This is a genomic window from Comamonas sp. JUb58, assembly GCF_004364775.1.
Classification (GTDB): domain Bacteria; phylum Pseudomonadota; class Gammaproteobacteria; order Burkholderiales; family Burkholderiaceae_C; genus Comamonas.
This window is the reverse complement of record NZ_SOAL01000021.1, coordinates 34809-58638: the sequence shown is the minus strand read 5'-3', so window position 1 is coordinate 58638 and position 23830 is coordinate 34809. Positions and strand designations below refer to the sequence as shown.

Below are 23830 nucleotides of genomic sequence, written 5' to 3'. Positions count from 1 at the left end.
CACACAAAAGAAAACTTGCGTCAAGTAACCCAATACTTGGCAGCCGCCTGCACAAGTCTTGTCCCATACGAGGAGCGCGCATGGCCAGAGTCCGCGCATAGACCGCGGCAGGGAGGTGGCGGAGCTTCCCTGAGAGACGCCAAAGCCGGCGCGTCAGGCCAGCCATTCCTGCTGCGCCCTCAGATGCGGCGCAGCATTGCTGGCTGGGGTTCAGGACTTGACCAAGGGGCACTTTCCCTCAGCCAGTGGCCGGAAGGCCTGCTCGCCCGGAATCGTGGCGATGATCTTGTAGTAGTCCCAAGGAACCTTGGACTCTTCGGGCTTTTTGACCTGCACCAGGTACATGTCATGCACCATGCGGCCGTCCTCGCGGATCTTGCCGTCGTCGCTGAAGAAGTCCTTGATGGGCATCTTCTTCATCGCGGTCATCACTGCGCCGGTCTCGTCGGTGCCGGCGGCTTCAACCGCCCTGAGGTAGTGCATCACCGCCGAGTAGGTGCCGGCCTGGGCCATGGTCGGCATCTTGTTCATGACCTTGAAGTACTTTTGCGACCAGGCGCGGCTCTCGGGCGTGCGGTCCCAGTAGAAGGCAGTCGTCGCATACATGCCCTGGGCGGTCTTCAGGCCCAGCGCATGCACGTCCGAGATGAACATCAGCGCGGCGGCCACTTTTTGCTTGTCGGTGATGCCGAACTGGCGTGCGCTCTTGATGGAGTTGATGGTGTCGTTCACGCCATTGGCCAGCGCAATCACATCGGACTTGGAGGCCTGCGCCGTCAACATGTAGGACGAGAAATCAGGCGCATTGAGCGGGTGCTTGACCGTGCCGATCACTTTGCCGCCGTTCTTGTCGACGGCCGCCGTGATGTCGTTGGACAGCGCCTGGCCAAAGGCATAGTCCACCGCCACGATGTACCAGCTCTTGGCGCCGCCCTCGGTCACCGCCTTCACGGTGCTGTTGGCGGTGGCATAGGTGTCGTAGGTGTAGTGCACGATGTTGGCCGCGCAGTTCTCGCCGGTGATCGAGCTCGAACCCGCCTCGGTGTTGATCAGCACCTTGTTCTTTTCCTTGGCCACGGTGGCCACCGCGTTGTGCACGGCGGTATTGCCCAGGCCGATGACCATGTCCACGTTCTCGCGGTCAAACCATTCGCGGGCGCGGGTGGCGCCAATGTCGGCCTTGTTCTGGTGGTCCACCGACAGCAGCTCGATCGGCTTGCCCAGCACCGTGCCGCCAAAATCCTTGATGGCCATCGTGGCCGCCGCGACCGTGCCCTTTCCACCAATATCGGCGTAGGCGCTGGAGGTGTCGCTGATCACCCCTATGCGCACGGCGTTGTCGGATAGGCCCTGCGCCCATGCGCCAGAGGCCAGGCCAGCAGATGCAAACAGGGTCGTCAAACAATTGGTTCTGAACTTCATGGAAATGGTCTCCTGGTATTTTTATCGTTGGCCTCGGCCAGGTAGCCTGGTGGGCACGGTGTTACGGATCGCACAAAGGGGTTGGCACAAACTGGGGCAGGGCGGAGGTGTCAGGTCATGCGGCGCTCCTTCGGGGGTGGCGTGGTAGAGGCCTGGTTGGCAGGCTGGCCCTGCAGCTCGGCCAGGATCATGGCCTTGAGCTTGAACTTCTCGATCTTCTGCGTCAGCGTGCGCGGGAACTGCTCGACCACGCGGATATGGCGCGGCCGCATGAACTTGGGCATCTTGCTGTCGCACCAGTCATGCAGCGCCTGGCGGTCGATCAGCTGCTGCTCGCGCGCCACCACATAGACCACGACATCGTCCTCATCGCCCTCGTGCGCCGGGATGGCAAAGGCCGCTGTCATCTCGACGGCCGGGTACTGGTTGACCATGTCCTCGATATGGAAGGACGAGATGTTCTCGCCGCGCACCCGGATGCGGTCACCCATGCGGTCCACAAAGCTCAGGCTGCCATCGGCATGGCGCAGCGCCGAGTCGCCGGTGTGGAACCAGAGATTGCGGAAGGCCTTGGCGGTGGCCTGGGGCTTGCCCAGGTATTCCACCAACAGGTAGTAAGGCAGCTTCGACCGAAAAGCCAGCTGCCCGGCCACGCCCACGGGGCACTCGCCATCGCGCTCGTCCAGCACGGCGGCCTCCACAAACAGGCAGGGATGGCCCAGGTAGCCCTTGCCCACCTGGCCGGCCTGCGCCGGGCCCAGCAGCTCCAGGCCCAGGGCCGCAATCTGCGCACGGATCGCCTCGCGCGTCTGCCCACGCCGGTAGGCGGGCGGGGATTCGCAGCTGGCGTCCGTCTCTTCGATGACCGTGAAGCAAGACATGCCCGACTCCGTCTGGCCAAAGCCGGCCGTCACAAAGTCAAAGCCAAAGCGGCGTGCAATCTCCACATGGCGCTGGGGCAGCGGCTGCATGTAGACCTTGTTGAGGCTGTTGTGGTGGTCGGTGGCTGCTGGCGCTGCCTTGGCCAGCCAGGAGATCATCGTGTCCACCAGCACCGCGCTGGTGGCGCCACTGACTGCAATGCGGCGCCAGAAGTCATTGGGGCTGAAACGGTCCCAGCAAGCCAGGCCGCTGCCGGCCCATACCGCCCGCACCACATTGAACACCGCCCCACCCACGTGGTACATCGGCAGGTCGTTGTAGACCACGTCATGGCCATTGAGCATCTGGCGGAACAGGTAGGTGTACTGGTTCATCCAGCGGTGGCTCTGCACCACGCCTTTGGATGGCCCGGTGGTGCCGGAGGTGTAGATGATGTTGCAGAGGTCGTCAAAGGCCAGGGCCACATCCGGCTTGGCTGCGGGCTGCAGCAGCGCGGCCCATGCCGTTTCCGCATGCGGGCCGCTGTAGGCCACGCCGTCCGCTACCGCATCATGGCTGCCGGCGGGCGGCTCGTAGACCACCACATGGGCCAGCGGTGCGACCTGGCCCAGTTCCTCAGCGATGGCATTGAGGGCGGGGACCAGCGCGCGTTCGGCCAGCAGCATCACCGGCTGGGTGTCGCCAATCTGGTAGGCCAGCAGGCGCGCGGTCAGTCCAAAGTTGATCGGCGCAAAGACGGCGCCGGCCTTCCAGATGCCAAACATGGCCAAGGTGCTGATGAGCTGGTTGCGCATGAACACCGATACCGGCATGCCCCGGCCGATGCCGGCAGCGGCCAGGTTGCCCGCAATGGCATCGGTGATGCGGTCAAACTCGGCATAGCTCAGGCGCACATCGTCTTCGCCATACAGGTAGAAGAGCTGGTCGCCCTTGGTGCGCGCCCAGTGCGCCAGCCGTTCGGTGACCAGTTCGCCATCGCGTTGCAACAGCTCCAGCAGCGCCGGCTTGTCCAGCGTTGCCACGGGGTGGGCGGCGGCGCTCATGCGGCGCTCGCTTTCTGCGGCTCCTTCAGCAGGCGCCGCAGCACCTTGCCGGTGCCCGTCGTGGGCAGCGCCTCCCGAAACTCGATCTCCCGGGGCGCCTTGTAGACCGACATCTGCTCACGGCACCAGTCGATCAGCTGCTGCGCGCTCACCGCTGGCGCTCCCTTGCGCGCAATGACGACCGCCTTGACCGCCTGGCCCTTGTGCGCATCATCAATGCCAATCACCGCCACCTGCGCCACCGAGGGGTGCTTGATCATGATGGACTCGACCTCTTCCGGGAAGACGCTGTAGCCCGATACCTTGATCATCTCCTTGAAGCGGCCGGCAAAGGTCAGGTAGCCATCGCTGTCGATCTTGGCCATGTCGCCGGTATGCACCCAGCCGTCCTTCAAGGTGCTGGCCGTGGCCTCGGGCTTGTTCCAGTAGCCCTTGAAGTTGCCCGGGCTGCGCAAGACCAGCTCACCCACCTGGCCGGCGGGCAGGTCCTGGCCGGTGCCGGCATCGATCACGCGGCATTCCACCCCCTGGATGGGAATGCCGTGCGCGCCCCATTTGATGGCATCGACGGGCATCGAGGTGTCCCAGGTGTGGGTTTCGGACATGCCATAGGTCACCTCAAACAGCTGGCACTGCGGTGCAAAGCCGCGCCACTGCTCGGCCAGCGCCTGGTTGATGCTGATGCCAAAACTGGTGCTGGGGTTGATGCGCAGCGCGCTGAGGTCATACTCGCGCGCGCCTTCCACCTGCATCACCGCTGCATTCATGCTGGCCACGCTGTACCACCAGGTCACCCGGTAGCGCGCCAGCGCCTGCAGCACCTGCACGGGGTCAAAGCGGTACAACAGCACGCAGGGGATGCCGGTGTAGAGGGTGACATTGAGGCCGATCAGCATGCCCGCGATGTGGTTCAGCGGCGCCACCGCCAGCATGGTGTCGTCATCGCGGATGGGGTTGTTGTCTGCCGCTGCATGGGCTTTGAACAGCGCATTGCGGTAGGTCAGCATCGCCCCCTTGGGCAGGCCGGTGGTGCCCGAGGTATAGGTCATCAGCGCCACATCGTCCATGTCCAGCGGGCCCACATCGGGCGCAGGCAACGGCGTGTGCAACGGTGTACGCAGGCAGTCCAAAAAGTCTGTCGTGCCTTCGATATGGCGCTTGGGTGTGTCGATTTCTGCAGGCAGGTCGATCGTCGGCTGAGCGGGCAGCAGGTCGGCGTAGTGGGTCAGAAACACATTTTCAATCGCCGTCTTGGGGCGCGCCGCCTGCACGATCTCGTAGAGCACATCGGCCGCGACGATGACCTTGGCGCCCAGGTCGGAGAGCTGGTACTCCAGCTCATGGCCCTTGAACAGCGGGCTGCAGGGCCCCACCACCGCACCCAGCTTCTGGATGCCGATATGCGCAATCACGTACTGCGGGCAGTTCTGCATGAAGAGCGCTACCCGGTCGCCCTTGACCACGCCGCGCTGCTGCAGCTGGCACGCAAAGCTGTCGCTCATCTGGTCCAGCTGCGCCCAGCTGATGGCGCTGCCGTACCAGATGAAGGCTGGCTTGTCGGGCTGGGTACGCGCATGCTGGCGCAGGTACTCATGCAAAGGCTTTTCTTGTTGCCGGTACGCGATGGGGGTCATGGTGTCTCCTACGGTCCTGGTGTTTTTTGGGATCTCGGTCGCAGTGTTTTAGGTGAGGCGGGGGCGGGGTGGCTACCAGGGCGATACCCCCGATGCCGCCCGCCCCGGGCTGGCTGCCGGCAGGCTGGCGAGCATGCTGGCCAGCCAATCGCGTGTCTGCGCCGGGTCGATCACATCGTCGATCTCGTTGTAGCTGGCCACGTTCAGCGCCTTGCCCTGGGCATAGATCTCGTCGGTCTTGGCCTGAAAGTAGGCCGCCTTCTCGGCCGCGTCCTCCAAGGCTTCCAACTCGCGCCGGTAGGCCAGGCGCACCGAGCCTTCAATGCCCATGGGCCCCAGCTCACCGGTGGGCCAGGCCACGGTGGCCACGGGCACAAACAGGTTGCCGCCCAGCATGGCCTGCGCGCCCAGGCCATAGGCCTTGCGCAGCACAATCGCCAGCACCGGCACCTTGATGTGGCTGGCCGTCACAAAGATGCGGGCAAAGTGCCGCACGGCTGCGGCCTTTTCGCTCTCCGGCCCGACCATGAAGCCCGGCGTATCGCACAGCGACACGACCGGCAGGCCGTAGTTGTCGCACAGCTCCAGAAAGCGCGATATCTTGTCGGCGCTGTTGGCATCGAGCGCGCCGCCCAGGTGGCTGCCATCGTTGGCCAGCACGCCCACGGCCTGGCCCTCCAGCCGCGCAAAGCCGGTGACCACGCTGCGGCCAAACTGGGCGCGCAGTTCCATAAAACTGCCGCTGTCAAACAAGGTCTGCACCACGGCACGGATGTCATAGCCCTTGACCCGGTTCTCGGGCACCAGCGCGCGCAGCAGGCGCTGGTCGGCATGTTCTCCAGGCGGCAGCTTGCCCTGTACAAAGCCCAGGTAGGTCTGGGCCAGGGCCACGGCCTCGGTTTCGTCGCGGGCGAGCAGGTCGATCACGCCATTGCGCGTTTGCACACTCGCCGGGCCCACCTCGTCGGCCGCCACTACACCCAAACCACCGCCTTCGATCATCGCCGGCCCGGCCATGCCGATGCTGGCATCCTGCGTGGCGATGATCACATCGCAGCAGCCCAGCAAGGCGGCATTGCCGGCAAAGCAGCGGCCCGAGACCACGCCGATCGTCGGCACCTTGCCGGACAGCCGCGCCATGTGCGTGAAGGTGGTGAACTCCAGCCCCGAAACGCCCACATAGTCGGTGTCGCCCGGCCGGCCGCCGCCGCCTTCGGCAAACAAAACAAAGGGCAGGCCCAGGCGTTCGCTGGTGTGCACGATACGGTCCATCTTGCGGTGGGCCATAAAGCCCTGCGTGCCGGCAAACACCGTGTAGTCATAGGCCATCACTGCGCAGCGCGATTGCTCAGGCCCAAACTGCAGGCCGTTGATGCGGCCCAGGCCGGTGATGGTGCCGTCTGCTGGGCTCAGGCGAATCAGCTCCTCCTCGCTGCGGCGGCCGCGTTGCATCGCCAGGGTCAGGCCGCCATATTCCACAAAGCTGCCGGCATCCAGCAGCTGGTCCAGGTTCTCGCGCGCGGTGTTCTTGCCATGGCGCCGGCGCTTGGCCACCGCTTCGGGGCGGGCAGCGTCCATCAAGCCTTGCTGGCGCTGCAGCACCTTGGCCAGATCGGGGCGTATCGCATCCAGGTCGGCTTGCTGCTGCTCGCTGGCGAGTGCATCGGCCGATGCATCGGGCAGCACCCAGCCCAGCAGGGTGCCCGTGGCCACCACCTCGCCCAGCAGCGCGCTGCGCGCCACAAAGCGGCCGCCCTGGCCCAAGGCCACGCTGTGCTCCAGCTTCATGGCCTCCAGCACCGCCACCGATGCGCCCTTGGCCTGCACGGTATGGGCATCCATCTCCAACGCAATCAAGCGGCCGCGCATTGCAGCGCGCACCGCATGCGCGCCCTCAGGCAGTGTGGGCTCGTCGTTGTTGTTACTCGGCACAGCGTTCTGGCCGGCTGCCTGCGGACCAGGTTGGCGCTGTGCTACCAGTGCCGTGGCTGCCGCATGCAGCGCCGGGCCTTGGCGTTCCACATAGGTGGTGTCGATCTCGCCACGCAGCACCTGCGCGTCGCGCAGCAGCGCACGCAGGTAGTCCAGGTTGGTCTCCACACCCTGGATATGGAACTCGGCCAGCGCGCGATCGGCCTTGGCGCAGAGCACCTCGAACTGGCTGGGCCCGCTGACGATCACCTTGGCCAGCAAGGAGTCATAGTTGCCCGAGGTCTCGTAGCCGGTATAGCCAAAGCTGTCCACGCGCACGCCCGGGCCGGTGGGCGGCTCAAAGCGTGTCAGGGTGCCGCCAGTGGGCAGGGCCTGTGCATCGGGCTGCATGCTTTCCATGTTCACACGCGCCTGCAGCGCAAATTGCCGGGGCAGCGGCAGTGCCTGGTTCAGGCCCAGGTCCTGCAGGCTGGCGCCATCGGCCAGCGCAAACTGCAGCGCCACCAGGTCCAGCCCGGTGATGGCTTCGGTGATGGTGTGCTCCACCTGCAGGCGCGGGTTGCATTCGATAAAGATGTACTGGCCGCTGTGGCTGTCCACCAAAAACTCCACCGTGCCCAGGCCCTGATAGTGCAGCGCTGCGCCCAGCCGGCAGGCATGCTGCAGCAGTTGCGCGCGCAGCGCGGGGCTGATGAAGGGGCTGGGCGCTATCTCCAGCAGCTTCTGGTGGCGGCGCTGCAAAGTGCAGTCGCGCTCAAACAGGTGCTGCACCGCGCCGCTGCCGTCGCCCACAATCTGCACTTCGATATGGCGGGCGCCGCTAATGAGCTGCTCTACATACAGATCGCTGCGGCCAAAGGCGCTCAGGGCCTCGGAGCTGCAGCGGTCAAAGGCGGCACCCAGATCGTCCACGGCCATCACCGCGCGCATGCCCCGCCCACCGCCGCCCGCCAGTGCCTTGAGCATCACCGGCCCACCGAGCTGCTGCATAAAGGCCTGGGCCTGCGCCAGGCTGGTGGCGCTTTGCGTGCCTTGTGCCACCGGCACCTGCTCACGCTGGGCCAGCGCGCGCGCCTGGGCCTTGTCGCCAAAGGTCTCCAGCGCCTGGACCGAGGGCCCGATAAAGCGCAGGCCGGCTGCGGTGCAGGCCTGCGCAAAGGCCGAGTTCTCGCTCAAAAAGCCGTAGCCGGGGTGGATGGCATCGCAGCCTTCTTGGTGCGCAATCTCGATCAGGTGCGCGCCGTTCAGATAGGCGGCTGCGCCCTGGGCGCCCAGCGCGCGCGCCTGGTCGGCCGTGCGGCGGTGCAGGCTGGCTGCATCGTCGCTGGCGTAGACGGCAACGCTTGCGATGCCCCGGTCTGCTGCCGTGCGCGCAATGCGCACCGCAATCTCCCCCCGGTTGGCGATCAGTACCTTGTGCATGGAAATCCTTCTCTCTTCGATCACACTGCCCCGCATCGGCGCGGCAGCGGGCCGGCAGCGGATGGGCGCCGGCCTGCGCACTCAGATGGTCTGGCTGACGAACTTGCTGCTGAGGTAGAAGGCCAGCGCATCGGCGCCGCCTTCGCTGGCATAGCCCGAATCCTTGACGCCGCCAAACGGCTGCTCGGGGTAGCCCATCGCAATCGAGTTGATGCCGACCAGGCCGCTTTCGATCTCGTTCTTGAACCACTCGCCGCGCGTGGCCGAGCCGGTGAACACATAGGCCGCCAGGCCCCAGGGCAGGCGGTTGGCCTCTTGCAGCGCCTGGGCATCGCTGTCAAAGCGTGCAAACGCGGCAATCGGGCCAAAGGGCTCTTCGTTGAAGATGCGCGCGTCCTGCGGAACATCGGCCAGCACCGTGGGCGCAAAAAAGTAGCCCTTGCCATCCGGCGCCTTGCCGCCCGTCACCACACGGGCGCCCTTGGCCACCGCGTCATCCACCAGCGCCTGCATGGCGGCCACGCGGCGCGGGTTGGCCAGCGGGCCCATGCGGGTGGCCTTGTCCAGGCCATTGCCCATCACATAGCCTTCGGCAATGCGCTGAAAACCGGCAATGGCCTCGTCATACAAGGGCGCCTGCACCAAAAAGCGCGAGGGCGAGATGCAGGCCTGGCCGGCGTTCCAGAACTTCTGCACACCCAGGAGCTTGAGGCTGCGCGCCAGGTCGGCGTCGTCACAGACGATGGCAGGCGCATGGCCGCCCAGCTCCATCGACACACGCTTCATCGCGGCGCCCGCTTGCGCGCTCAGCAGCTTGCCCACCGAGGTCGAGCCGGTGAACGAGATCTTGCGCACCACGGGCGAGGCAATCAGGTGCTCGGAGATATCACCCGGCACGCCATAGACCAGGCCGAGCACGCCTGCGGGCAGGCCGGCCTGCTCCAGCACCTGGATGAAGCGGGCCAGCGCCACCGGCGTTTCTTCCGAGCCCTTGACGATGATCGAGCAGCCCGCAGCCAGTGCGGCGGCTATCTTGCGCACGGCCTGGTTGATCGGGAAGTTCCAGGGCGTGAACGCCGCCACCGGGCCCACGGGCTCATGCTGCACATACTGGCGCAGCTCGGGCGAGCGCGGCGGGATCATGCTGCCGTAGCAGCGGCGCGCCTCTTCGGCAAACCATTCCAGCACCTCGCTGGCGCCGGAGAGCTCGATGCGCGCCTCGGTAAGACGTTTGCCTTGCTCATGCACCAGCATCAGCGCCATCTCTTCGGCATGCTCGCGCACCAGCGCGGCGGCTTTGCGCAGATAGGTCGAGCGCTCCATCACCGAGGTTTTGCGCCAGGCGGAAAAGCCGGTCTGGGCCGCGGCCAGCGCGGCATCCAGGTCGGCGCGGCTGGCCTTGGCCACGCGGCCAATGCTGCTTTCGTCGGCGGGGTTGATGATGTCCAGCCATTCCTGGCTGCTGCTGTCGCGCCACTGGCCGTCGATCAGCAATTGGACTTGGTAGTTCATGCGGTGCTCCTGGTTCTTTCTGGCTTCAGCTTTGCAAAATGGCGCGGCCGGTGACCTTGCCGGCACGCAGCTCGTCCAGCACGGTCTGCACATCGCCCAGCGGGCGGCTGCTGAGCGGCAAGGATGGCAACACCCCTTGCTGGGCCAGCGCCACCAGCTCGCGCAGCTCGGCCAGCGAGCCTACATAGGAGCCGCCGATGGAGATGGCGCGCATGGGGATCAGCGGCAGCTGGATGCTGGCGCTGCCGCCAAACAGGCCGACGATGAGGATTTTTCCGCCCTTGCCGACGACGGCATTGGCAAACTCGAAAGTGCGTGTGGAGCCGACAAAATCGAGCACGGCCGATACGCCTTCGGCGCTGGAGCGCGCCAGGGTCTTGGCGGCATCCGCCTCGGCCGGGTCCACCACACGGCTGGCGCCGGCATCCAGCGCAGCCTGGCGCTTGGCCGGGTCAATGTCGACAACGATGGGCCCCAGGCCATGCAAGGCCTTGGCCAGCGCCACGGCCGCCAGGCCCACGCCACCCGCGCCGATGATGACCAGCGGCGCCTGCTCGGTCGCAGGCGCCACTTTTTTGAGCGCCGAATAAGCCGTCAGCCCCGAGCAGGCCAGGGTGGCGGCAAAGGCGGCGTCAATGCCGGCATGGTCGATCAGGTAGCGCGGGTGGGGCACGCGCACATGGGTGCTGAAGCCGCCATCCCGCGTGGTGCCCAGGCTCTCGGGGCGGGCACACATGTGTTCATCACCCCGGGCGCAAAGCGCGCACTGGCCGCAGCCAATCCAGGGGAAGACGATCACCGAGCGGCCCAGCGCTCCTTGCGCATCGGGCCCGTTGGCGGCCACGGTGCCGACGATCTCATGGCCCAAGGTGCGTGGCGGCTTGAGTACTTTTTCCAGGCCGAAATGGCGGCCATCGCCCAGGTCAAAAAAGCCCTCGGCCATGTGCAGATCGCTGTGGCAGACGCCGCAGGCGCTGATGCGCACCAGCACCTCGCTGCCCTGCGGCGCGGCAATGGCGCGGCGCGCCAGTTGCAGCGGTTGGCCAAAATCGACGACCTGGTAACTCAGCTGTTCGCCAGGGCTGGCGGTTGCGTTCGACATGCGCTTGTCTCCTTAATCAACGGGGCTCAATGGCTGCTGGCGCGGCGCTTTGGCAAGGGCCTGAAACGGCTGCTCAGCGTTGGAAAAGCCCAAAGATACTGATCAGTATCGATTGGTACTATTGGGGATTTCACGCATGGATGGCGGGGTGGCATCTTGTACAAAACGGCCCGCCTTTCCACTATGCTGGGGCCATGCGTACAGCGTGCTGGCGCGCGTTATCGCCGCAGCCCCACGCCCACCAGGAGACATTCAGCAGTGCAGCTACAACCCACCGACACCAACGCAGGCGATGCCAAGAACCAGATCCAGGAATACAAGGACACCTTGATCATCAATGCCGCTGCCGAGCTGTTCTACAAGCGCGGCTTCAAGAGCGCGACGCTCGATGAGATAGCGGCCTCGATTGGCGTGACCAAGCCCTTTATCTACAAGCGCTTCAAGTCCAAGCACGAGCTGCTGGAGCGGCTTTTTGACAAGGTGTTTGCCGGCCTGTATGAGGCCGTGAGCCAGTGCGAACAGCTCGAAGACAAGGACCCGGTGCGGCGCTTTGAGTTTTTTATCGACACCTACACGCGCCGCAAGATCGAGCTGAGCACCTTCTCGGTCATCCTGCTTGAAGAAGAAAAAAGCCTGAGCCCGGAAAAAATCAGCGATATCCGCAGCAAGTACCACGGCTTTGATGCGCTGGTGACGCGGCTTATCGTCAACGGCGTGGAGGCGGGTGTTTTCCAGGTCGGCAACCCCAAGGTCACGGCTTTCGCCATCAGCGGCATGGTGCAGTGGACGCACCGCTGGTACCAACCCAACGGCAAGCTGTCCATCGAGGCGCTGTGCCAGGAGATGACGCAGATGGCGCTGCGCCTGGTGGGCTGGACGGGGCAGTACGTGCTGCCCGCGCCGCCTGTTGCGCAGCGCTGATCTACCTGCGCCGCTGGCACGCCAGGCGGCCGCGAATGTCCTGCGTAAAGACGGTCTTTACAATTGAATATAATTGAGATTCATTCTCAACTATTCACTGTGGCAGCAGGGCGCGGACATCGCATGGCATCTCCCGGATACTCGGCTTCGCCCATCGAAGCGCTCTACAAAAACCACCATGCCTGGCTGCAGTCCTGGCTGCGGCGCCGTCTGGGCAATGCAGGCGACGCGGCCGACCTGGCCCATGACACCTTTATTCGGCTCATGCTGTCGCCCCGCAATGTGGATGCTGCTGATGAGCCGCGTGCCTTTTTGACCCATGTGGCCAAAGGCCTGGTGGTCGACTTGTGGCGCCGGCGCGAGATCGAACGCGCCTACCTGGAGACCCTGCAGGCCATGCCCGAGCCGCATGCGCCGTCGCCCGAGACCCAGCTGCAGGTCATCGAAGCGCTGGTGCAGATCGACCGGCTGCTTTCAGGCCTGGCGCCCCGCACGCGCCAGGTCTTTTTGCTGGCCCAGCTCGATGGGCTGAGCTTGCAGCAGATCTCCGACCAGGTCGCCATGCCGGTGATCACCGTGCGCCGCCATATCCACAAGGCCTTGATGCTGTGCCTGGAGGCCGCGTGATGGCGGGCGTTGCCGCGCAAAACACCTTGCTCAGCGAAGCGGCCGACTGGCTCATCGTGCTGCGCTACGAAACGCCCACTGCCAAGGAGCAGGCCCGTTTTGAGCAATGGCGCAGCCAAAGCCCCGCGCATGAGGCCGCCTGGCACAAGGCCGAAGCCATGCTGGGTGTGTTCGCCCAAGTGCCAGCCGAGGTCTGCCAGCAAACCTTGCACGCCGTGCAGCGGCCCGACCGGCGCAAAAGCCTGGCCTGGCTGGGTGGCCTTCTGGTGGCGGCGCCCGCTGGTTGGCTGGCCTGGCGAGAGCTGTCCTGGCGCGACTGGATGGCCGACCAGGCCACCGCCGTGGGGCAGTCGCGCTCCATGCTGCTGCCCGATGGCTCCACCTTGACGCTCAACACCGCCAGCGCAGTGGCCATCCATTTCAACGCACAAGAGCGCCGGGTGCGGCTGCTGGGTGGCGAGATCTTGGTGACCACGCATGCCGACCCATCGCCCAGCTACCGCCCCTTTGTCGTGGAAACCCGGCAAGGCACGGTGCAGGCGCTGGGCACGCGTTTTAGCGTGCGCCGTGTGGATGCGGACACCAGCCGCGTCGCTGTCTTCAGCCACGCCGTCGCCATCACCAACCAGCAAGGCGCCACCCTACTGCTGCAAGAGGGGCACACCGCCGACTTCAGCAGCAGCGGCATCGGCCCGCAAACCGATGTGCAAGCCAGCGCCGCGCTGTGGGAGCAGGGCATGCTGCTGGCCAAGAACATGCCCTTGGCCGAGGTTGTGACCGAGATCGCCCGCTATCGAACTGGCCGTTTGCACTGCGACCCTGCCGTGGCCCAGCTGCGGCTATCGGGTGCCCTGTCGCTCAAGGACACGGATGCCAGTCTGGCGCTGCTGGCGCAGTCGCTGCCGGTGCGGATTGAGCGGTTGGGGAATGGGCAGGTGAGGGTGGTGGGACGTTAGCGTTGCTGTGCGCTTGCGGTGACCATGTTGGGAAACTGCATTCAGCCGCAGTAGCCTATGCACGGACTGACCTCAGGGAGGCCCACTTTATGGCTTAGCCGCCCCAAACCGAACCACCGTACGCCCACTCGTCACCCCCTCCAACTGCCGTGCCGCATGCCCCAGCAACTCGTCCAGCCCGATAAAGCGCACATCGGGCTGCAGCGCGGCAAAGTCCGGCTTCCAGTCGCCCGCCAGCTTGTCCCACAGCCTGCGCCGTTGCGGCCAGGGGGCGTTGGCGACGATGCCCAACATCTGCGCGCGGCGCATGATGAAGGGCAGCACGCTGCCATCAAAGCTGTTGCCCGAGGCATTGCCCACGCTGGCCAGCAGGCCGCCATCGCTGAGAGAGCGCAGCATCCATGACAGCACCGCGCCGCCCACGTTGTCGATGCCGGCCGCGAACTGCGGCTTCTCGATGGGGCGCTTGGAATCTACCACCTGGCTGATGTCGATCACTTCGCTGGCGCCCAGGGCGCGCAAAGCCGCTTCGTTGCTGAGGTTGCGGGTGAGCGCTGCTGTGCGGTAGCCGGCCCGGTGCAGCATATGGATGGCCAGCCGGCCCACGGCGCCGCCAGCGCCGGAGATGGCGACCAGGCCGCTGTCGGGCTGAAGGCCCAGTTCTTCAAAGCGCTCCAGCGCCATCGCTGCGGTAAAACCGGGCACGCCCAGAATGGCGACCTGCTCGGCGCTCAGGCCTGGGGGCAGCGCTTGCAGGTGCTCGGCGGGCGCCTGCACCAGCTCGGCAAAGCCGCCGTCCACATCAATGCCGCGCTGGAAACCATGGCTGAGCACCATGTCACCAGGCCGGAACTGGTCGCTGCGCGATTCAAGCACTTCACCCACCACCTCGATCCCCGCCACCCGGGGGAACTGCGTGATGATCCTGGCCGCCCCATGCAGCGACAAACAATCCTTGTAGTTCACGCCCGCATAGTGGGACTGGACCAGCACCTCGCTGGGCGCGAGTTCGCCGCGCTGCAAGGTCTCCATCTGGGAGTGGATGGCTCTGTCCACGCTGCGCGTGACCATGGCCTGGTAGCAGTTCATGCAGTTCTCCTGGTAAGTTGTTCGGTCAGACCACGCCTTGCGCGCGCAACTGTGCCAATGCATCGGCCGATACGCCCAACGCGGCATAGACCTCGGCGTTGTGCTCGCCCAGCGCCGGGCCGGTGCGGGGCACCGGCATGTCGCGGCCGATGATGCGCGGAACAATGCAGGGCGCAGGCAGGCTGCCATGGTCGGCATCGGGCAGGCGGATGATGGCCTCGCGCGCCTGAAAATGCGGATCCGCCTCGATGTCGGCTATGTCGTAGACCTTGCTGAACGGAATCTCGCAGGCCTCCAGCTTCTGGCAGATCAGCGCAAAACCATGCTCGGCAAACCAGCCGCTGACGATGGCATCGAGCGCATGCACATGGGCCACGCGATGGGGCAGGCTGTCAAAGCGCGGGTCCTCGGCCAGCTGGGGCTTGTCCATGGCCTTGCATAGCCGCAGCCAGACGGCCTGGGACGAGGCCACCATCGAGAAGAACACGCCGTCAGCACTGCGGTACATATTGGACGGCGCCGTGTAAGTGGCCAGATTGCCTTCGCCGCGCCGGGCCAGGCCCAGCTGTTCATGCTCGACGGGCAGCGGATCGAGAATGCGGAACAGCGCCTCGGTGGCCGACAGGTCCACCTCCACGCCCCGGGCCTCGGGGTCGGCGCGCAGGCGGGCAATTTCTGCGGCGATCGAGAACGCGCAGAAGATGCCGGCCACCGCATCGCCGATGGGGTAGTTGCTGTGCATCGGCGCGCCGCCTGCCGGGGCCGTCAGGTTGGTGAAGCCGCTCATCGCCTCAAACACCCGTGCAAAACCGGCGCGGGCGCTGTAGGGGCCCGTCTGGCCAAAGCCGGTCAGACGCACCACGATGAGGCGCGGGTTGGCGCGGTGCAGGGTGGCAATGTCCAGGCCCCAGCGGTCCAGGCTGCCGGTGCGAAAGTTCTCCACCAGCACATCGAACTGCGCCAGCATGGCCAGCAGCAACTCGCGCCCCTGCGGCTTGCGCACATCCAGGGTGATACCGCGCTTGCCCCGGTTGGCCACCTTCCACCACAGCGGCGATCCATTCTTGATGGGCTGCATATGGCGCAGTGCATCGTTGCCATCGGGCAGCTCCAGCTTGACAACATCGGCGCCGTGGTCGGCGCACATCGTCGCGCCGCTGGGTGCAGCCAGCACCGTGGCCATGTCCAGGATGCGTATGCCGGCCAGCGAGCCCGGGTTGGTCTTGGTCTTGTGGTGGGTCATGAAAACTCTTCGTGCAGTAAGCGCAATAGCCGCTTTGTCCCACAGCGGAATGGCGGCTGCAATAGCATGTTTCGCTTAGCGAAACACTCGGCTCAAACGATTGACCTGGAAAGGCCGCCGCCCAATCATGACCACACGAACCACCGCCCAACGCCCCGTGAACACCATCTCCCTGCCCGGGCTCGTCAGCCCCCATGACCTCACGCAAGACCGCCAGTTTTCGATGAACCTGGCGCGCGGTCTGGAGGTGCTGCGCGCGTTCACACCGGCCAGCCCGGTGCTGGGCAACCGGGAGATTGCCGACCGCACCGGCCTGCCCAAGCCCACCGTCTCGCGGCTGACCTATACGCTCACCTTGCTGGGCTATCTGAGCCGCGACGGCCAGCTGCAAAAGTACCGGCTGGGCCCAGGCGTGCTGTCGCTGGGCCACCCGCTGCTGGCCAGCATGGCCGTGCGCCAGTCGGCCAAGCCGCTGATGGAGTCGCTGGCGCGCAGCACCGGCTGCACCGTCAACATGGGCGTGCGCGACCGCGATCTGGTGGTCTATATCGACTCGGTGCGGGCCGATTCCACCAACCAGCATCTGCCCGATATCGGCTCCACCCGCCCGCTGCTGTCCAGCGCCATAGGCCGGGCGCTGATCCTGGCCTGCCCGGCGGCCGAGCAGCGCGCCATCGTCAATTACCTCAAGGTCAAGGACCGTGCCGAGTACGAGGCCCAACTGCCCAACTGGCAGGCCGATGTAGCGCGCTTCAAGGACGAGGGCTACTGCCACTCCAAGGGCGACTGGCGCAAGGAGATCCATGCGATTGCCGTGCCGGTGCGCACCCACCTGGGCGGTTTGCCGGTGGCGCTGAACTGCACCTTGTCCACCCACCGTGCATCCAGGAACCTGCTCACCCGCGAGGTGGCACCGCTGCTCAAGGAAGCCGTTTTTCAACTGGAGCTGGCGCTGGGCATGCGCTAGGGCACACCGCCCAAGCCTTGCCGCCAGCGCCGGTTCACCTCCCAAGAAAGAAGAGTGATGATCCGAGACCCCCAGAAGTTTGACGCCATGCTGGCTGAGCTACGTGTCTTTCTGCGCAAGGAATGCCAGCCGATTGAGGTACAGGTCGATGAACAGGACCTGATCCCCGAGCTGGTGGTGCAGCGCATGCGCGAGCTGGGCCTGTTTGGCCACAGCATTCCGGAGGCCTATGGCGGCGCGGGCCTGACGACCGAGGAACTGGCCCTGGTCAACATCGAGGTCTCGCAGGTTGCGACCACCTTCCGCGCGCGCTTTGGCGGCAACACCGGTATTGCGTCGGAGTCGCTGGTGGTCGATGGCACCGAGGCGCAGAAGCGCCAATACCTGCCGCTGCTGGCCAGCGGCGAGGTGACCGGCTGCTTTGCGCTGACCGAGCCCGAGGCCGGTTCGGACGCCACCGCGCTGCGGACCACGGCCGTGCGCGACGGCGAGCATTTTGTGATCAGCGGGCGCAAGTGCTTTATCACCAATGCGCCGATTGCCAACCTGTTCACCGTGTTTGCCCGGTCCGAGCCCGGCAGCAAGGGCGCCAACGGCATCAGTGCCTTTCTGATCGAGCGCGGCACGCCCGGGCTGTCCACACCACCGGCGATGCGCAAGATGGGCCAGCATGGCTCGCCCGTCGGTGAGGTGCTGCTGGACCAGGTGCGCGTGCATGAAAGCGCCATCGTCGGCGGCCTGGAGGGCAAGGGCTTTCGCACGGCCATGCGTGCGCTCAACAAGCAGCGCATCAACCTGGCCGGTCTTTGCGTGGGGCCGGCCATCCGCCTGGTACAGGAGATGGCCCTGCAAGCGCAGCGCCGCCAGCAGTTTGGCCAGCCGATCAGCGAGTTCCAGCTGGTGCAGCAGCTGATTGCCGAGAGCAATACCGAGGTGCATGCCGCCCGCGCCCTGGTGCTGGAGACCGCCCGCAAGCGCGACGATGGCCAGGACGTGACCATGGAGGCCTCCATGTGCAAGCTCTTTGCCTCCGAGACCTGCGGCCGAGTGGCCGACCGGGCCGTGCAGATCTTTGGCGGCAGCGGCTATGTGGCCGGCAACGTGGCCGAGCGCTTCTACCGCGATGTGCGCCTGTTCCGGCTCTATGAAGGCACCAGCCAGGTCCACATCACCAATATCGCCAAACGCACGATGGCAGCGCTGAGCACTTAGCGGCCAGCCGCCACCGCGCGCCGAGACAAGAACAAGAGCAGACCGACAAAAGCGCAATCCACCCTTCTCAGGAGACAAAGCCATGCAGACCATCCCATCCCTTGCCCATGCGGCGCGCGCCTTGCTGGCGTGCAGCCTGGCCGCCACTGCGCTTGCGCAGGCGCAGCCCCAGGCGGAAGGCTATCCCACCAAGCCGGTCAAGGTCATCGTTCCGTTCTCGGCGGGCGGGGTGGTCGACTCGGTCGCGCGCATCATCAGCGACAAGCTCTCTACCCAGTACGGCAAGCCTTTTATCGTGGAGAACAAGACGGGTGCGGGCGGCTCCATCGGCACCGACTATGTCTCCAAATCCGCGCCGGATGGCTACACCCTGCTGGCGGTCAGCCCCAGCCATGCGGTGGCGCCCGCGCTGCAAAAGAGCATCACCTGGAACCCCGTGCGCGACTTCAAGGCGATTGCCGGCTTTGGCTATGTGCCCAATATCATCGTCGTGCACCCCAGCCTGCCGGCCAAGACCATGGCCGAGTTCGTCGCGCTGGCCAAGAAGAGCGAGCCACCGCTGACCTATGCCACCGCCGGCCTGGGTACCTCCAACCATCTGTCGGGCGAGCTGCTGGCGCAAGAGGCCCATATCTCGCTCGCGCATGTGCCCTACAAAGGCCAGTCCGAGGCCTTGAACGACCTGCTCTCCGGCCGGGTCAACATGATGCCGCTGACCTCGGCGCTGGCGATTCCGCATGTCAAAAGCGGCAAGCTGCGTGCGCTGGCCGTCACCACCGCCAAGCGCTCCAGCGCATCGCCCGATCTGCCGACCGTGGCCGAGGCGGCGCAACTGCCCAACTACAACGTGGGCACCTGGTTTGGCTTTGTGGCCCCGGCCAAGACGCCGGCGCCTGTGCTGCAAAAGCTGTCGGCGGATATTGCGCAGATCCTCGCGCAGCCCGATGTCAAGACCAAACTCGAATCGCTGGGCATGGAGCTGGCACCGCAGAACGCTGAGCAGTTCGATACCTTTATCGCGCAGGAGAGCGAGAAGTGGGGCCAGGTCATCAAGCAGGCCGGCATTGAGCCGAACTGATGACAGCACCCAGACAAGGCCCGCACCATGCCGCAATTTCAAACACCGCTCTGCCAGCACCTGGGCATTGCGCATCCCATCTTTGGTTTCTCGCATGAGCCCGATGTCGTGGTCGCCATTGCCCAAGCCGGCGGCTTTCCGGTACTGGGGCTGGCGCGCGATGCGCCGCAGGATATTCCGGCCATCGTGCGCGATGTGCAGCAGCGCCTGGCGGGCCTGCCCTATGGCATTGACCTGATGCTGCCGGCCCATGTGCCCAGCCATGCCGATCCGCAAAGCCTGCAGGCGGCGCTGCCGCCCGCGCATGTGGCGTTTGTGGCCGGGCTGCGGCAGCGCTTTGCCATCCAGCCGCCCAGGCAGCCCAGCTTTTTTACTGCCCATGCGCGCTCGGAGGCGCTGTTCCAGGCGCAGATCGATGCGGTGCTGAACTCCCAGGCCTGCGCGGTGGCAACCGCCATCGGCCTGCGTGCCGAGCTGATTGCCGAGGCCAAGCGCAGAGGCAAGCTCACGTTCTCGCTGATCGGCTCCGTGCGCCATGCGCGCAAGGCGCTGGACATGGGCGTGGACGTGCTGGTGGCCCAGGGCTATGACGCGGGCGGCCATACCGGCACGGTGGGCACCATGTCGCTGCTGCCGCAGATTGTGGAAGTGGCGCAGAACACGCCGGTGCTGGCCGCTGGCGGCATCGCCACCGGTGCGCAGGTGTTGGGCAGCATCTGCAGCGGCGCGCAGGGCGCCTGGCTCGGCACCTTGTGGATGGCCGCGCAAGAGAACCACACACCAGCAGCACTATTGGATCGGCTGATCGCCAGCAGCAGCGAAGACACGGTCATATCCCGCGCCCATAGCGGCAAGCCTTGCCGTGTGCTGCGCAGTGAATGGATCGACGCCTGGAACGAGGCGGATGCGCCTGCGCCGCTGGGCATGCCCCATCAGCAGGCGCTGACGGGCGATGTGTTCGCCTCCATCCATGAGCACAACCATGCGGGGCTGATCTACGAAGCCGCCGGGCAGAGCGTTTTTGGCATCAAGGCGCGCACGACGGTCGCCGCGCAGATGGAGATGCTGGTGGCCGAGATGCACCAGGCCTGGGGGCGGGTGAGTGGGTTTGTGCAGTAGCTAAGCAAAGAGGCATAAAGCTTCTCGGTGCTTCTGCGTATGAGTAGCTGGACAATTGAGGCGCTTGGCTTGTCGATATGTCTCAGATTTATCACTGCATCGCGTTGATCGCTTCTGAAAGGTCGGCATTCGCTTGGGCGAGTAACTTTGCCGCAGTCTCCACGCGAGGAAGAAGCATGCTGTGCTGACGCTGTGCATCGGATACTAGCCCTCGAAGCACATCAGGGCCTTTTCGCAGAAGCATTTCGGCGGGCGCGCGCTCTGCATTCTGCTTCTGTTGTACCTTGGCGATCTCACTTGCTGGTGGCCGCATATGTGCCAAGAATACGAAAGAGCGCTCATGCGAGGCTCGCCAGTCCAGCAGTGCCTGCGTGAGCGCGCCTCCAAAGCCTTTTACTTGTCGCACATCGGCTTCCACAACCTCTGCCGCAGTTTCGATACCAAAGGATTGAAGTGCTGCTTTTCGAGCGGGTCCGAGTCCACGGATCTGCACATCATCAATGTAGAACTGCTCTAAATGCTTTCTGAGATGGTATTCGCGCGCCATCCCATCGAGCTTACGCAATTCATCCGCTGCACGAGCTGGCATTTGGCGCAAAAACTTCACGGCCTGGTTGAGGTGGTCCTTTCGCTTTTGGAATTCTGCGGCCACTGCTCCCACTCCAGAGTGCAAGGCAGCAACCGCTGCTTTGTACTCTGCCTCTGCAATTCGAGCTGCTTCGCGTCTCTTGACGACCTCTGGACGCCCGTCATACCCTCGGGCAACTGAGCGAAGCAGTATTCCTGCCACCAGCGCTGCAAATATCAACCACGGCTTTCCGGCTACAAAAGATGCGAGAAATAGCGCTGCCACGCCTAAGCCTAAGGGCAACATATGGTTCCCCTCCCCATGCTTTCGCGCTGGGGCACCCGAGGCGGTATACGTCGTGTGGTTGGGGAGCGTCCCGAAGTTGCCTGTCAGCTTCAAAGTGTCAATGAGTGACCAGACTTTTTCGAAATCAAAGAGCGGTAGATTTGCTGTTCCTACATGGATGTCCGGGTCTGGAAATGGATCGTTAGCCATCACACACCATGGACATGTTGTCAGGTGGTCCGGATAGGCATGGGTCTTGGTTTTGCTACATCTAAGAAGCGATTTGCGGATCTCATCGAGTGCATTCACCCACTGACGCGCTGTGGGGCGTTGGCCGCTGGCTCCTTGCTCAGTGAATGCGGCATGCATCAATGCTTCTGCTGATGGAGGCAATAGGTCTATAGGGTAGCTGCGTGGAGGAACACCGATGCCTCGTCGTTGTGCATCGCGTGCATATGCGTAGCGCATCGCCTGGATGTCACTCTCCAATGCATCTCCAGCACCTTTGGTGAGAGGAACACCAGCATAAGGATGTCTGCCCCCGAATAGCAGATGAAAGATCAGTAGCGCCAGTCCAAAATTATCATGATTCTGTGTGCGTGGAACTGTCTTGAAGCTTGTCGTGCCTTGAAGTTCAGGAGGTGTGAAATAGGCCACCCCGACTTCGCACATGTGCAAGGTGCCGTTGGCGCTCACCTGAAAGGAATCTGTATCGATCAGGACGACCGTACTGTCCTTTGCAGCCATGAAGCTGCTTTGGTTCACATCCCCCAGTACATGTCCCTGACGGTGCACAACATCCACACAGCTCGCGACGTTTCGAGCTACGAAGAGCAAGAAATCCCACCCGTATCGAGGATAGTCTTTCTTTCTATGAGCAGGACCGTACACCATGTGCAGCTCAGCTCTACTAGACATCTTCGGCATCACGAAGCCGACTACAGGACCTCCCGCACTTTCGTGTAACGTCGTCTGTGGCCAGGCCGTAAACTGCTCCAGCTCTTGGTTACTGCTGCGGGCCATAAAAGACAGCTTGGCCTGCTTTTTCAGATCTAGTGGCTTGTGATAGAGCTTTGCAGCCTGTTTAGGCAAGTCCGGCAGTTCAAAGACTGAGCCTTCTCCGCCTTTGCCCAGTTCGCGCCCGAGTCTGAGTTGCCGACCGGTGCTGTCGACCAGCGTACGGTTCATGCTGCGTGATCGCCTTCAGCTGGCGAGTCAGACGATGAATTCGACTGCGCTGAGCAAGGATTTTCCTTGTCTAGGCCGTCATCAACATGGCCTTTTGAACCCGAGACCCCTTGGCCAGTTTCTATCTCGGAAGGTTCTGGCGGCGTGTCCAATGACGCCACAAGCTTGGTCTCGGGCCATTGCCCTTTCCAGTATGCGAGGGCCAAGGTTTTGTCATCATCAGTGCGCGCATTTACGTGATCGCTTGCGAGGAACTGCTGAAGTAGTCCTGCTAATTGATCCTCATGAGCGAAGCTGGCCTTGGACATGCCCGCGAAAAAGGGTGTGAAGAAGCTTTCTTGCGGCTTGTTAGTCGCCATATTGAGCGCCAAACGCTGGATCCCATCGGTGAAAGCAGCCACTCTTAGCGCACGGTCTGGATAGGCCTTGCTTTGAAGCCGGTTGATGGCATCTTCGTCGGTAACAAAATACGTTTGGTTTGCGTACTCTCCTTGTGCGGGAATCAAAGCGAGTTCCAAGCCAGCGCCGGTGTCCAGCACTATTCCTCCATCGCCAACTTGGAAAGCGATAGTGCCCGTTTTGGTTGACACGATTCCTAGGAAGGTACAAGCATAGTCACGCACAGGCCTATCTTGCTTTTCAGCTTCGATATGCAATTTGCGACGAACTTCGCGAACGAGGTCGCAGGCGAAGGTATCACCTAGACCGAACTCCTTGCGAGCAAGTTTCTCCGTTACAAACCGAATACCTTCTCCGATAGCGAGATCTGCTCCTTCGCCGCCCATAGATGCGCTACCGGCACCATCTGCCACAAAAAGCCATAACAACGGCTCCGGCTCACGGCTGTGGAGCGTCTCGACTCCACCGCCACATGAATCTTGGCATGGAGCTGCAGTCGCCGTGTGGGATGTTCCAACCTCAGATGCTGAGATAACTAGCCAGCTCACACAGCGCCCCAGCCTGTGGGCGCAATGAGTGCAACTTCTGTTCCTGGCGTCGAGCGCGAAACCGAGCTCATGGAGGCAGAAAGCCAGCTAAATAACTCGCGGAACTTCAATCCCTGCAATCGCAGTGGCTGGCGTGATGAAATCTGCTCCAGCGTTTGCATATTTGCTCCCTCAACACCGACTGAGAAAAATGCAAATTTTTTGGAAGCCTCTCCTTCTCGAACCGCAGCAGCTGCCGATTGCCACTCATCGGTTGGCCCGCCATCAGTGATAAGGAAGACCCAAGGCCTGTAGTAGGCGATGCCATTGGCACGGTATTCCCGCTTTCGATCTTCCAACAGGTTCAGCGCTGTATTGATTGCTCCGCCCATTGGCGTGTCTCCCTGCGAACGCAGAGCAGGCGGGAAGAAGGACGACGCGTTGGTAAAGGGGACCTCGGTTTTCACTGGGCCAAAGGTCACAATAGCGACATCTACCCGCTTCATGGCAAGTGAGTCAGAGTGCAACTCTTCTCGGAATACTTGAAGTCCAGCGTTCAGCTCGTCAAGTGGGCGACCATTCATGGATCCAGATACGTCAAGCAACAGTACGCATGGGCATCGCGGTTCTGGGTTGTCCGCGAAGTCGTCGCCTTTCGGGGTGAAGTCGTTAAAGGTGATTTGGTCGATCATTGCTATTCCG

General features: G+C 63.8%; 18 protein-coding genes. 7 read left to right on the top strand and 11 right to left on the bottom strand.

Translation table 11 applies throughout. From position 1 onward, the window contains the following. Positions 1 to 210 precede the first annotated feature (210 nt). From EDF71_RS20310 to EDF71_RS20285, 6 genes are all read right to left on the bottom strand, one after another. Complete coding sequence (locus EDF71_RS20310; protein ID WP_133858363.1) at positions 211 to 1422, bottom strand: ABC transporter substrate-binding protein; 1212 nt, start codon at positions 1420 to 1422, stop codon at positions 211 to 213. 110 nt (positions 1423 to 1532) lie between these two features. Next, on the bottom strand, positions 1533 to 3347 hold the full coding sequence (locus tag EDF71_RS20305) for an AMP-binding protein (RefSeq protein ID WP_133858362.1): 1815 nt from the start codon (positions 3345 to 3347) through the stop codon (positions 1533 to 1535). Further along, the gene (locus tag EDF71_RS20300) at positions 3344 to 4981 is read right to left on the bottom strand and encodes an AMP-binding protein (RefSeq protein ID WP_133858361.1); all 1638 of its coding nucleotides are present in this window, start codon (positions 4979 to 4981) and stop codon (positions 3344 to 3346) included. The genes EDF71_RS20305 and EDF71_RS20300 overlap by 4 nt, the downstream gene beginning before the upstream one ends. 72 nt (positions 4982 to 5053) lie before the next feature. Continuing rightward, on the bottom strand, positions 5054 to 8335 hold the full coding sequence (locus tag EDF71_RS20295; protein ID WP_133858360.1) for a carboxyl transferase domain-containing protein: 3282 nt from the start codon (positions 8333 to 8335) through the stop codon (positions 5054 to 5056). Positions 8336 to 8416: 81 nt separating this feature from the next. After that, positions 8417 to 9847: an NAD-dependent succinate-semialdehyde dehydrogenase gene (locus EDF71_RS20290; RefSeq protein ID WP_133858359.1), complete on the bottom strand. Its 1431-nt coding sequence runs from the start codon at positions 9845 to 9847 to the stop codon at positions 8417 to 8419. Between the two features lie 25 nt (positions 9848 to 9872). Beyond that, on the bottom strand, positions 9873 to 10949 hold the full coding sequence (locus EDF71_RS20285) for an alcohol dehydrogenase (RefSeq protein WP_133858358.1): 1077 nt from the start codon (positions 10947 to 10949) through the stop codon (positions 9873 to 9875). 258 nt (positions 10950 to 11207) lie between these two features. Between EDF71_RS20285 and EDF71_RS20280 the strand changes: the two genes are divergently transcribed. The 3 genes from EDF71_RS20280 to EDF71_RS20270 all read left to right on the top strand — a co-directional run bounded on the left by EDF71_RS20280 (position 11208) and on the right by EDF71_RS20270 (position 13453). Beyond that, on the top strand, positions 11208 to 11870 hold the full coding sequence (locus EDF71_RS20280; protein ID WP_166656597.1) for a TetR/AcrR family transcriptional regulator: 663 nt from the start codon (positions 11208 to 11210) through the stop codon (positions 11868 to 11870). 123 nt (positions 11871 to 11993) lie between these two features. Then, positions 11994 to 12497 carry a sigma-70 family RNA polymerase sigma factor gene (locus EDF71_RS20275; RefSeq protein WP_133858356.1) on the top strand — a complete coding sequence of 168 codons (504 nt, stop codon included), beginning with the start codon at positions 11994 to 11996 and terminating at the stop codon, positions 12495 to 12497. Continuing rightward, positions 12497 to 13453 (top strand): FecR family protein, encoded by a 957-nt coding sequence (locus tag EDF71_RS20270; RefSeq protein WP_133858355.1) that lies wholly within the window; start codon positions 12497 to 12499, stop codon positions 13451 to 13453. The genes EDF71_RS20275 and EDF71_RS20270 overlap by 1 nt, the downstream gene beginning before the upstream one ends. A gap of 87 nt (positions 13454 to 13540) precedes the next feature. Here the strand turns inward: EDF71_RS20270 and EDF71_RS20265 are convergent, their stop codons facing one another. After that, positions 13541 to 14542 carry a YhdH/YhfP family quinone oxidoreductase gene (locus tag EDF71_RS20265; RefSeq protein WP_133858354.1) on the bottom strand — a complete coding sequence of 334 codons (1002 nt, stop codon included), beginning with the start codon at positions 14540 to 14542 and terminating at the stop codon, positions 13541 to 13543. A gap of 25 nt (positions 14543 to 14567) precedes the next feature. Continuing rightward, positions 14568 to 15785: a CoA transferase gene (locus EDF71_RS20260; RefSeq protein WP_133858353.1), complete on the bottom strand. Its 1218-nt coding sequence runs from the start codon at positions 15783 to 15785 to the stop codon at positions 14568 to 14570. A 157-nt stretch (positions 15786 to 15942) separates the two neighbouring features. Between EDF71_RS20260 and EDF71_RS20255 the strand changes: the two genes are divergently transcribed. The 4 genes from EDF71_RS20255 (at position 15943) to EDF71_RS20240 (ending at position 20161) form a co-directional block, all read left to right on the top strand. Further along, positions 15943 to 16752 (top strand): IclR family transcriptional regulator, encoded by an 810-nt coding sequence (locus EDF71_RS20255; protein WP_133858352.1) that lies wholly within the window; start codon positions 15943 to 15945, stop codon positions 16750 to 16752. Positions 16753 to 16809: 57 nt separating this feature from the next. Further along, on the top strand, positions 16810 to 17964 hold the full coding sequence (locus EDF71_RS20250; protein WP_133858351.1) for an acyl-CoA dehydrogenase family protein: 1155 nt from the start codon (positions 16810 to 16812) through the stop codon (positions 17962 to 17964). An 82-nt stretch (positions 17965 to 18046) separates the two neighbouring features. Further along, complete coding sequence (locus EDF71_RS20245; protein WP_133858350.1) at positions 18047 to 19042, top strand: tripartite tricarboxylate transporter substrate binding protein; 996 nt, start codon at positions 18047 to 18049, stop codon at positions 19040 to 19042. A 27-nt stretch (positions 19043 to 19069) separates the two neighbouring features. Continuing rightward, the gene (locus tag EDF71_RS20240; RefSeq protein WP_133858349.1) at positions 19070 to 20161 is read left to right on the top strand and encodes a nitronate monooxygenase; all 1092 of its coding nucleotides are present in this window, start codon (positions 19070 to 19072) and stop codon (positions 20159 to 20161) included. Between the two features lie 91 nt (positions 20162 to 20252). Here the strand turns inward: EDF71_RS20240 and EDF71_RS20235 are convergent, their stop codons facing one another. The 3 genes from EDF71_RS20235 to EDF71_RS20225 are packed head-to-tail and all read right to left on the bottom strand — an operon-like array spanning position 20253 to position 23820. Further along, on the bottom strand, positions 20253 to 22202 hold the full coding sequence (locus EDF71_RS20235) for a helix-hairpin-helix domain-containing protein (RefSeq protein ID WP_133858348.1): 1950 nt from the start codon (positions 22200 to 22202) through the stop codon (positions 20253 to 20255). Further along, positions 22199 to 23149, bottom strand: a complete 951-nt coding sequence (locus EDF71_RS20230) for a PP2C family serine/threonine-protein phosphatase (RefSeq protein ID WP_133858347.1) — start codon at positions 23147 to 23149, stop codon at positions 22199 to 22201. The genes EDF71_RS20235 and EDF71_RS20230 overlap by 4 nt, the downstream gene beginning before the upstream one ends. Continuing rightward, positions 23146 to 23820: a VWA domain-containing protein gene (locus EDF71_RS20225; protein ID WP_133858346.1), complete on the bottom strand. Its 675-nt coding sequence runs from the start codon at positions 23818 to 23820 to the stop codon at positions 23146 to 23148. Before EDF71_RS20225 ends, EDF71_RS20230 begins: the two co-directional genes overlap by 4 nt. Between the last annotated feature and the right edge of the window lie 10 nt (positions 23821 to 23830).

Coding starts and splice junctions, on each gene's coding strand:
- EDF71_RS20310 (WP_133858363.1), bottom strand. CDS start 1,422: ATGAAGTTCAGAACCAATTGTTTGACGACCCTGTTTGCATCTGCTGGC.
- EDF71_RS20305 (WP_133858362.1), bottom strand. CDS start 3,347: ATGAGCGCCGCCGCCCACCCCGTGGCAACGCTGGACAAGCCGGCGCTG.
- EDF71_RS20300 (WP_133858361.1), bottom strand. CDS start 4,981: ATGACCCCCATCGCGTACCGGCAACAAGAAAAGCCTTTGCATGAGTAC.
- EDF71_RS20295 (WP_133858360.1), bottom strand. CDS start 8,335: ATGCACAAGGTACTGATCGCCAACCGGGGGGAGATTGCGGTGCGCATT.
- EDF71_RS20290 (WP_133858359.1), bottom strand. CDS start 9,847: ATGAACTACCAAGTCCAATTGCTGATCGACGGCCAGTGGCGCGACAGC.
- EDF71_RS20285 (WP_133858358.1), bottom strand. CDS start 10,949: ATGTCGAACGCAACCGCCAGCCCTGGCGAACAGCTGAGTTACCAGGTC.
- EDF71_RS20275 (WP_133858356.1), top strand. CDS start 11,994: ATGGCATCTCCCGGATACTCGGCTTCGCCCATCGAAGCGCTCTACAAA.
- EDF71_RS20270 (WP_133858355.1), top strand. CDS start 12,497: ATGGCGGGCGTTGCCGCGCAAAACACCTTGCTCAGCGAAGCGGCCGAC.
- EDF71_RS20265 (WP_133858354.1), bottom strand. CDS start 14,542: ATGAACTGCTACCAGGCCATGGTCACGCGCAGCGTGGACAGAGCCATC.
- EDF71_RS20260 (WP_133858353.1), bottom strand. CDS start 15,785: ATGACCCACCACAAGACCAAGACCAACCCGGGCTCGCTGGCCGGCATA.
- EDF71_RS20250 (WP_133858351.1), top strand. CDS start 16,810: ATGATCCGAGACCCCCAGAAGTTTGACGCCATGCTGGCTGAGCTACGT.
- EDF71_RS20245 (WP_133858350.1), top strand. CDS start 18,047: ATGCAGACCATCCCATCCCTTGCCCATGCGGCGCGCGCCTTGCTGGCG.
- EDF71_RS20240 (WP_133858349.1), top strand. CDS start 19,070: ATGCCGCAATTTCAAACACCGCTCTGCCAGCACCTGGGCATTGCGCAT.
- EDF71_RS20235 (WP_133858348.1), bottom strand. CDS start 22,202: ATGAACCGTACGCTGGTCGACAGCACCGGTCGGCAACTCAGACTCGGG.
- EDF71_RS20225 (WP_133858346.1), bottom strand. CDS start 23,820: ATGATCGACCAAATCACCTTTAACGACTTCACCCCGAAAGGCGACGAC.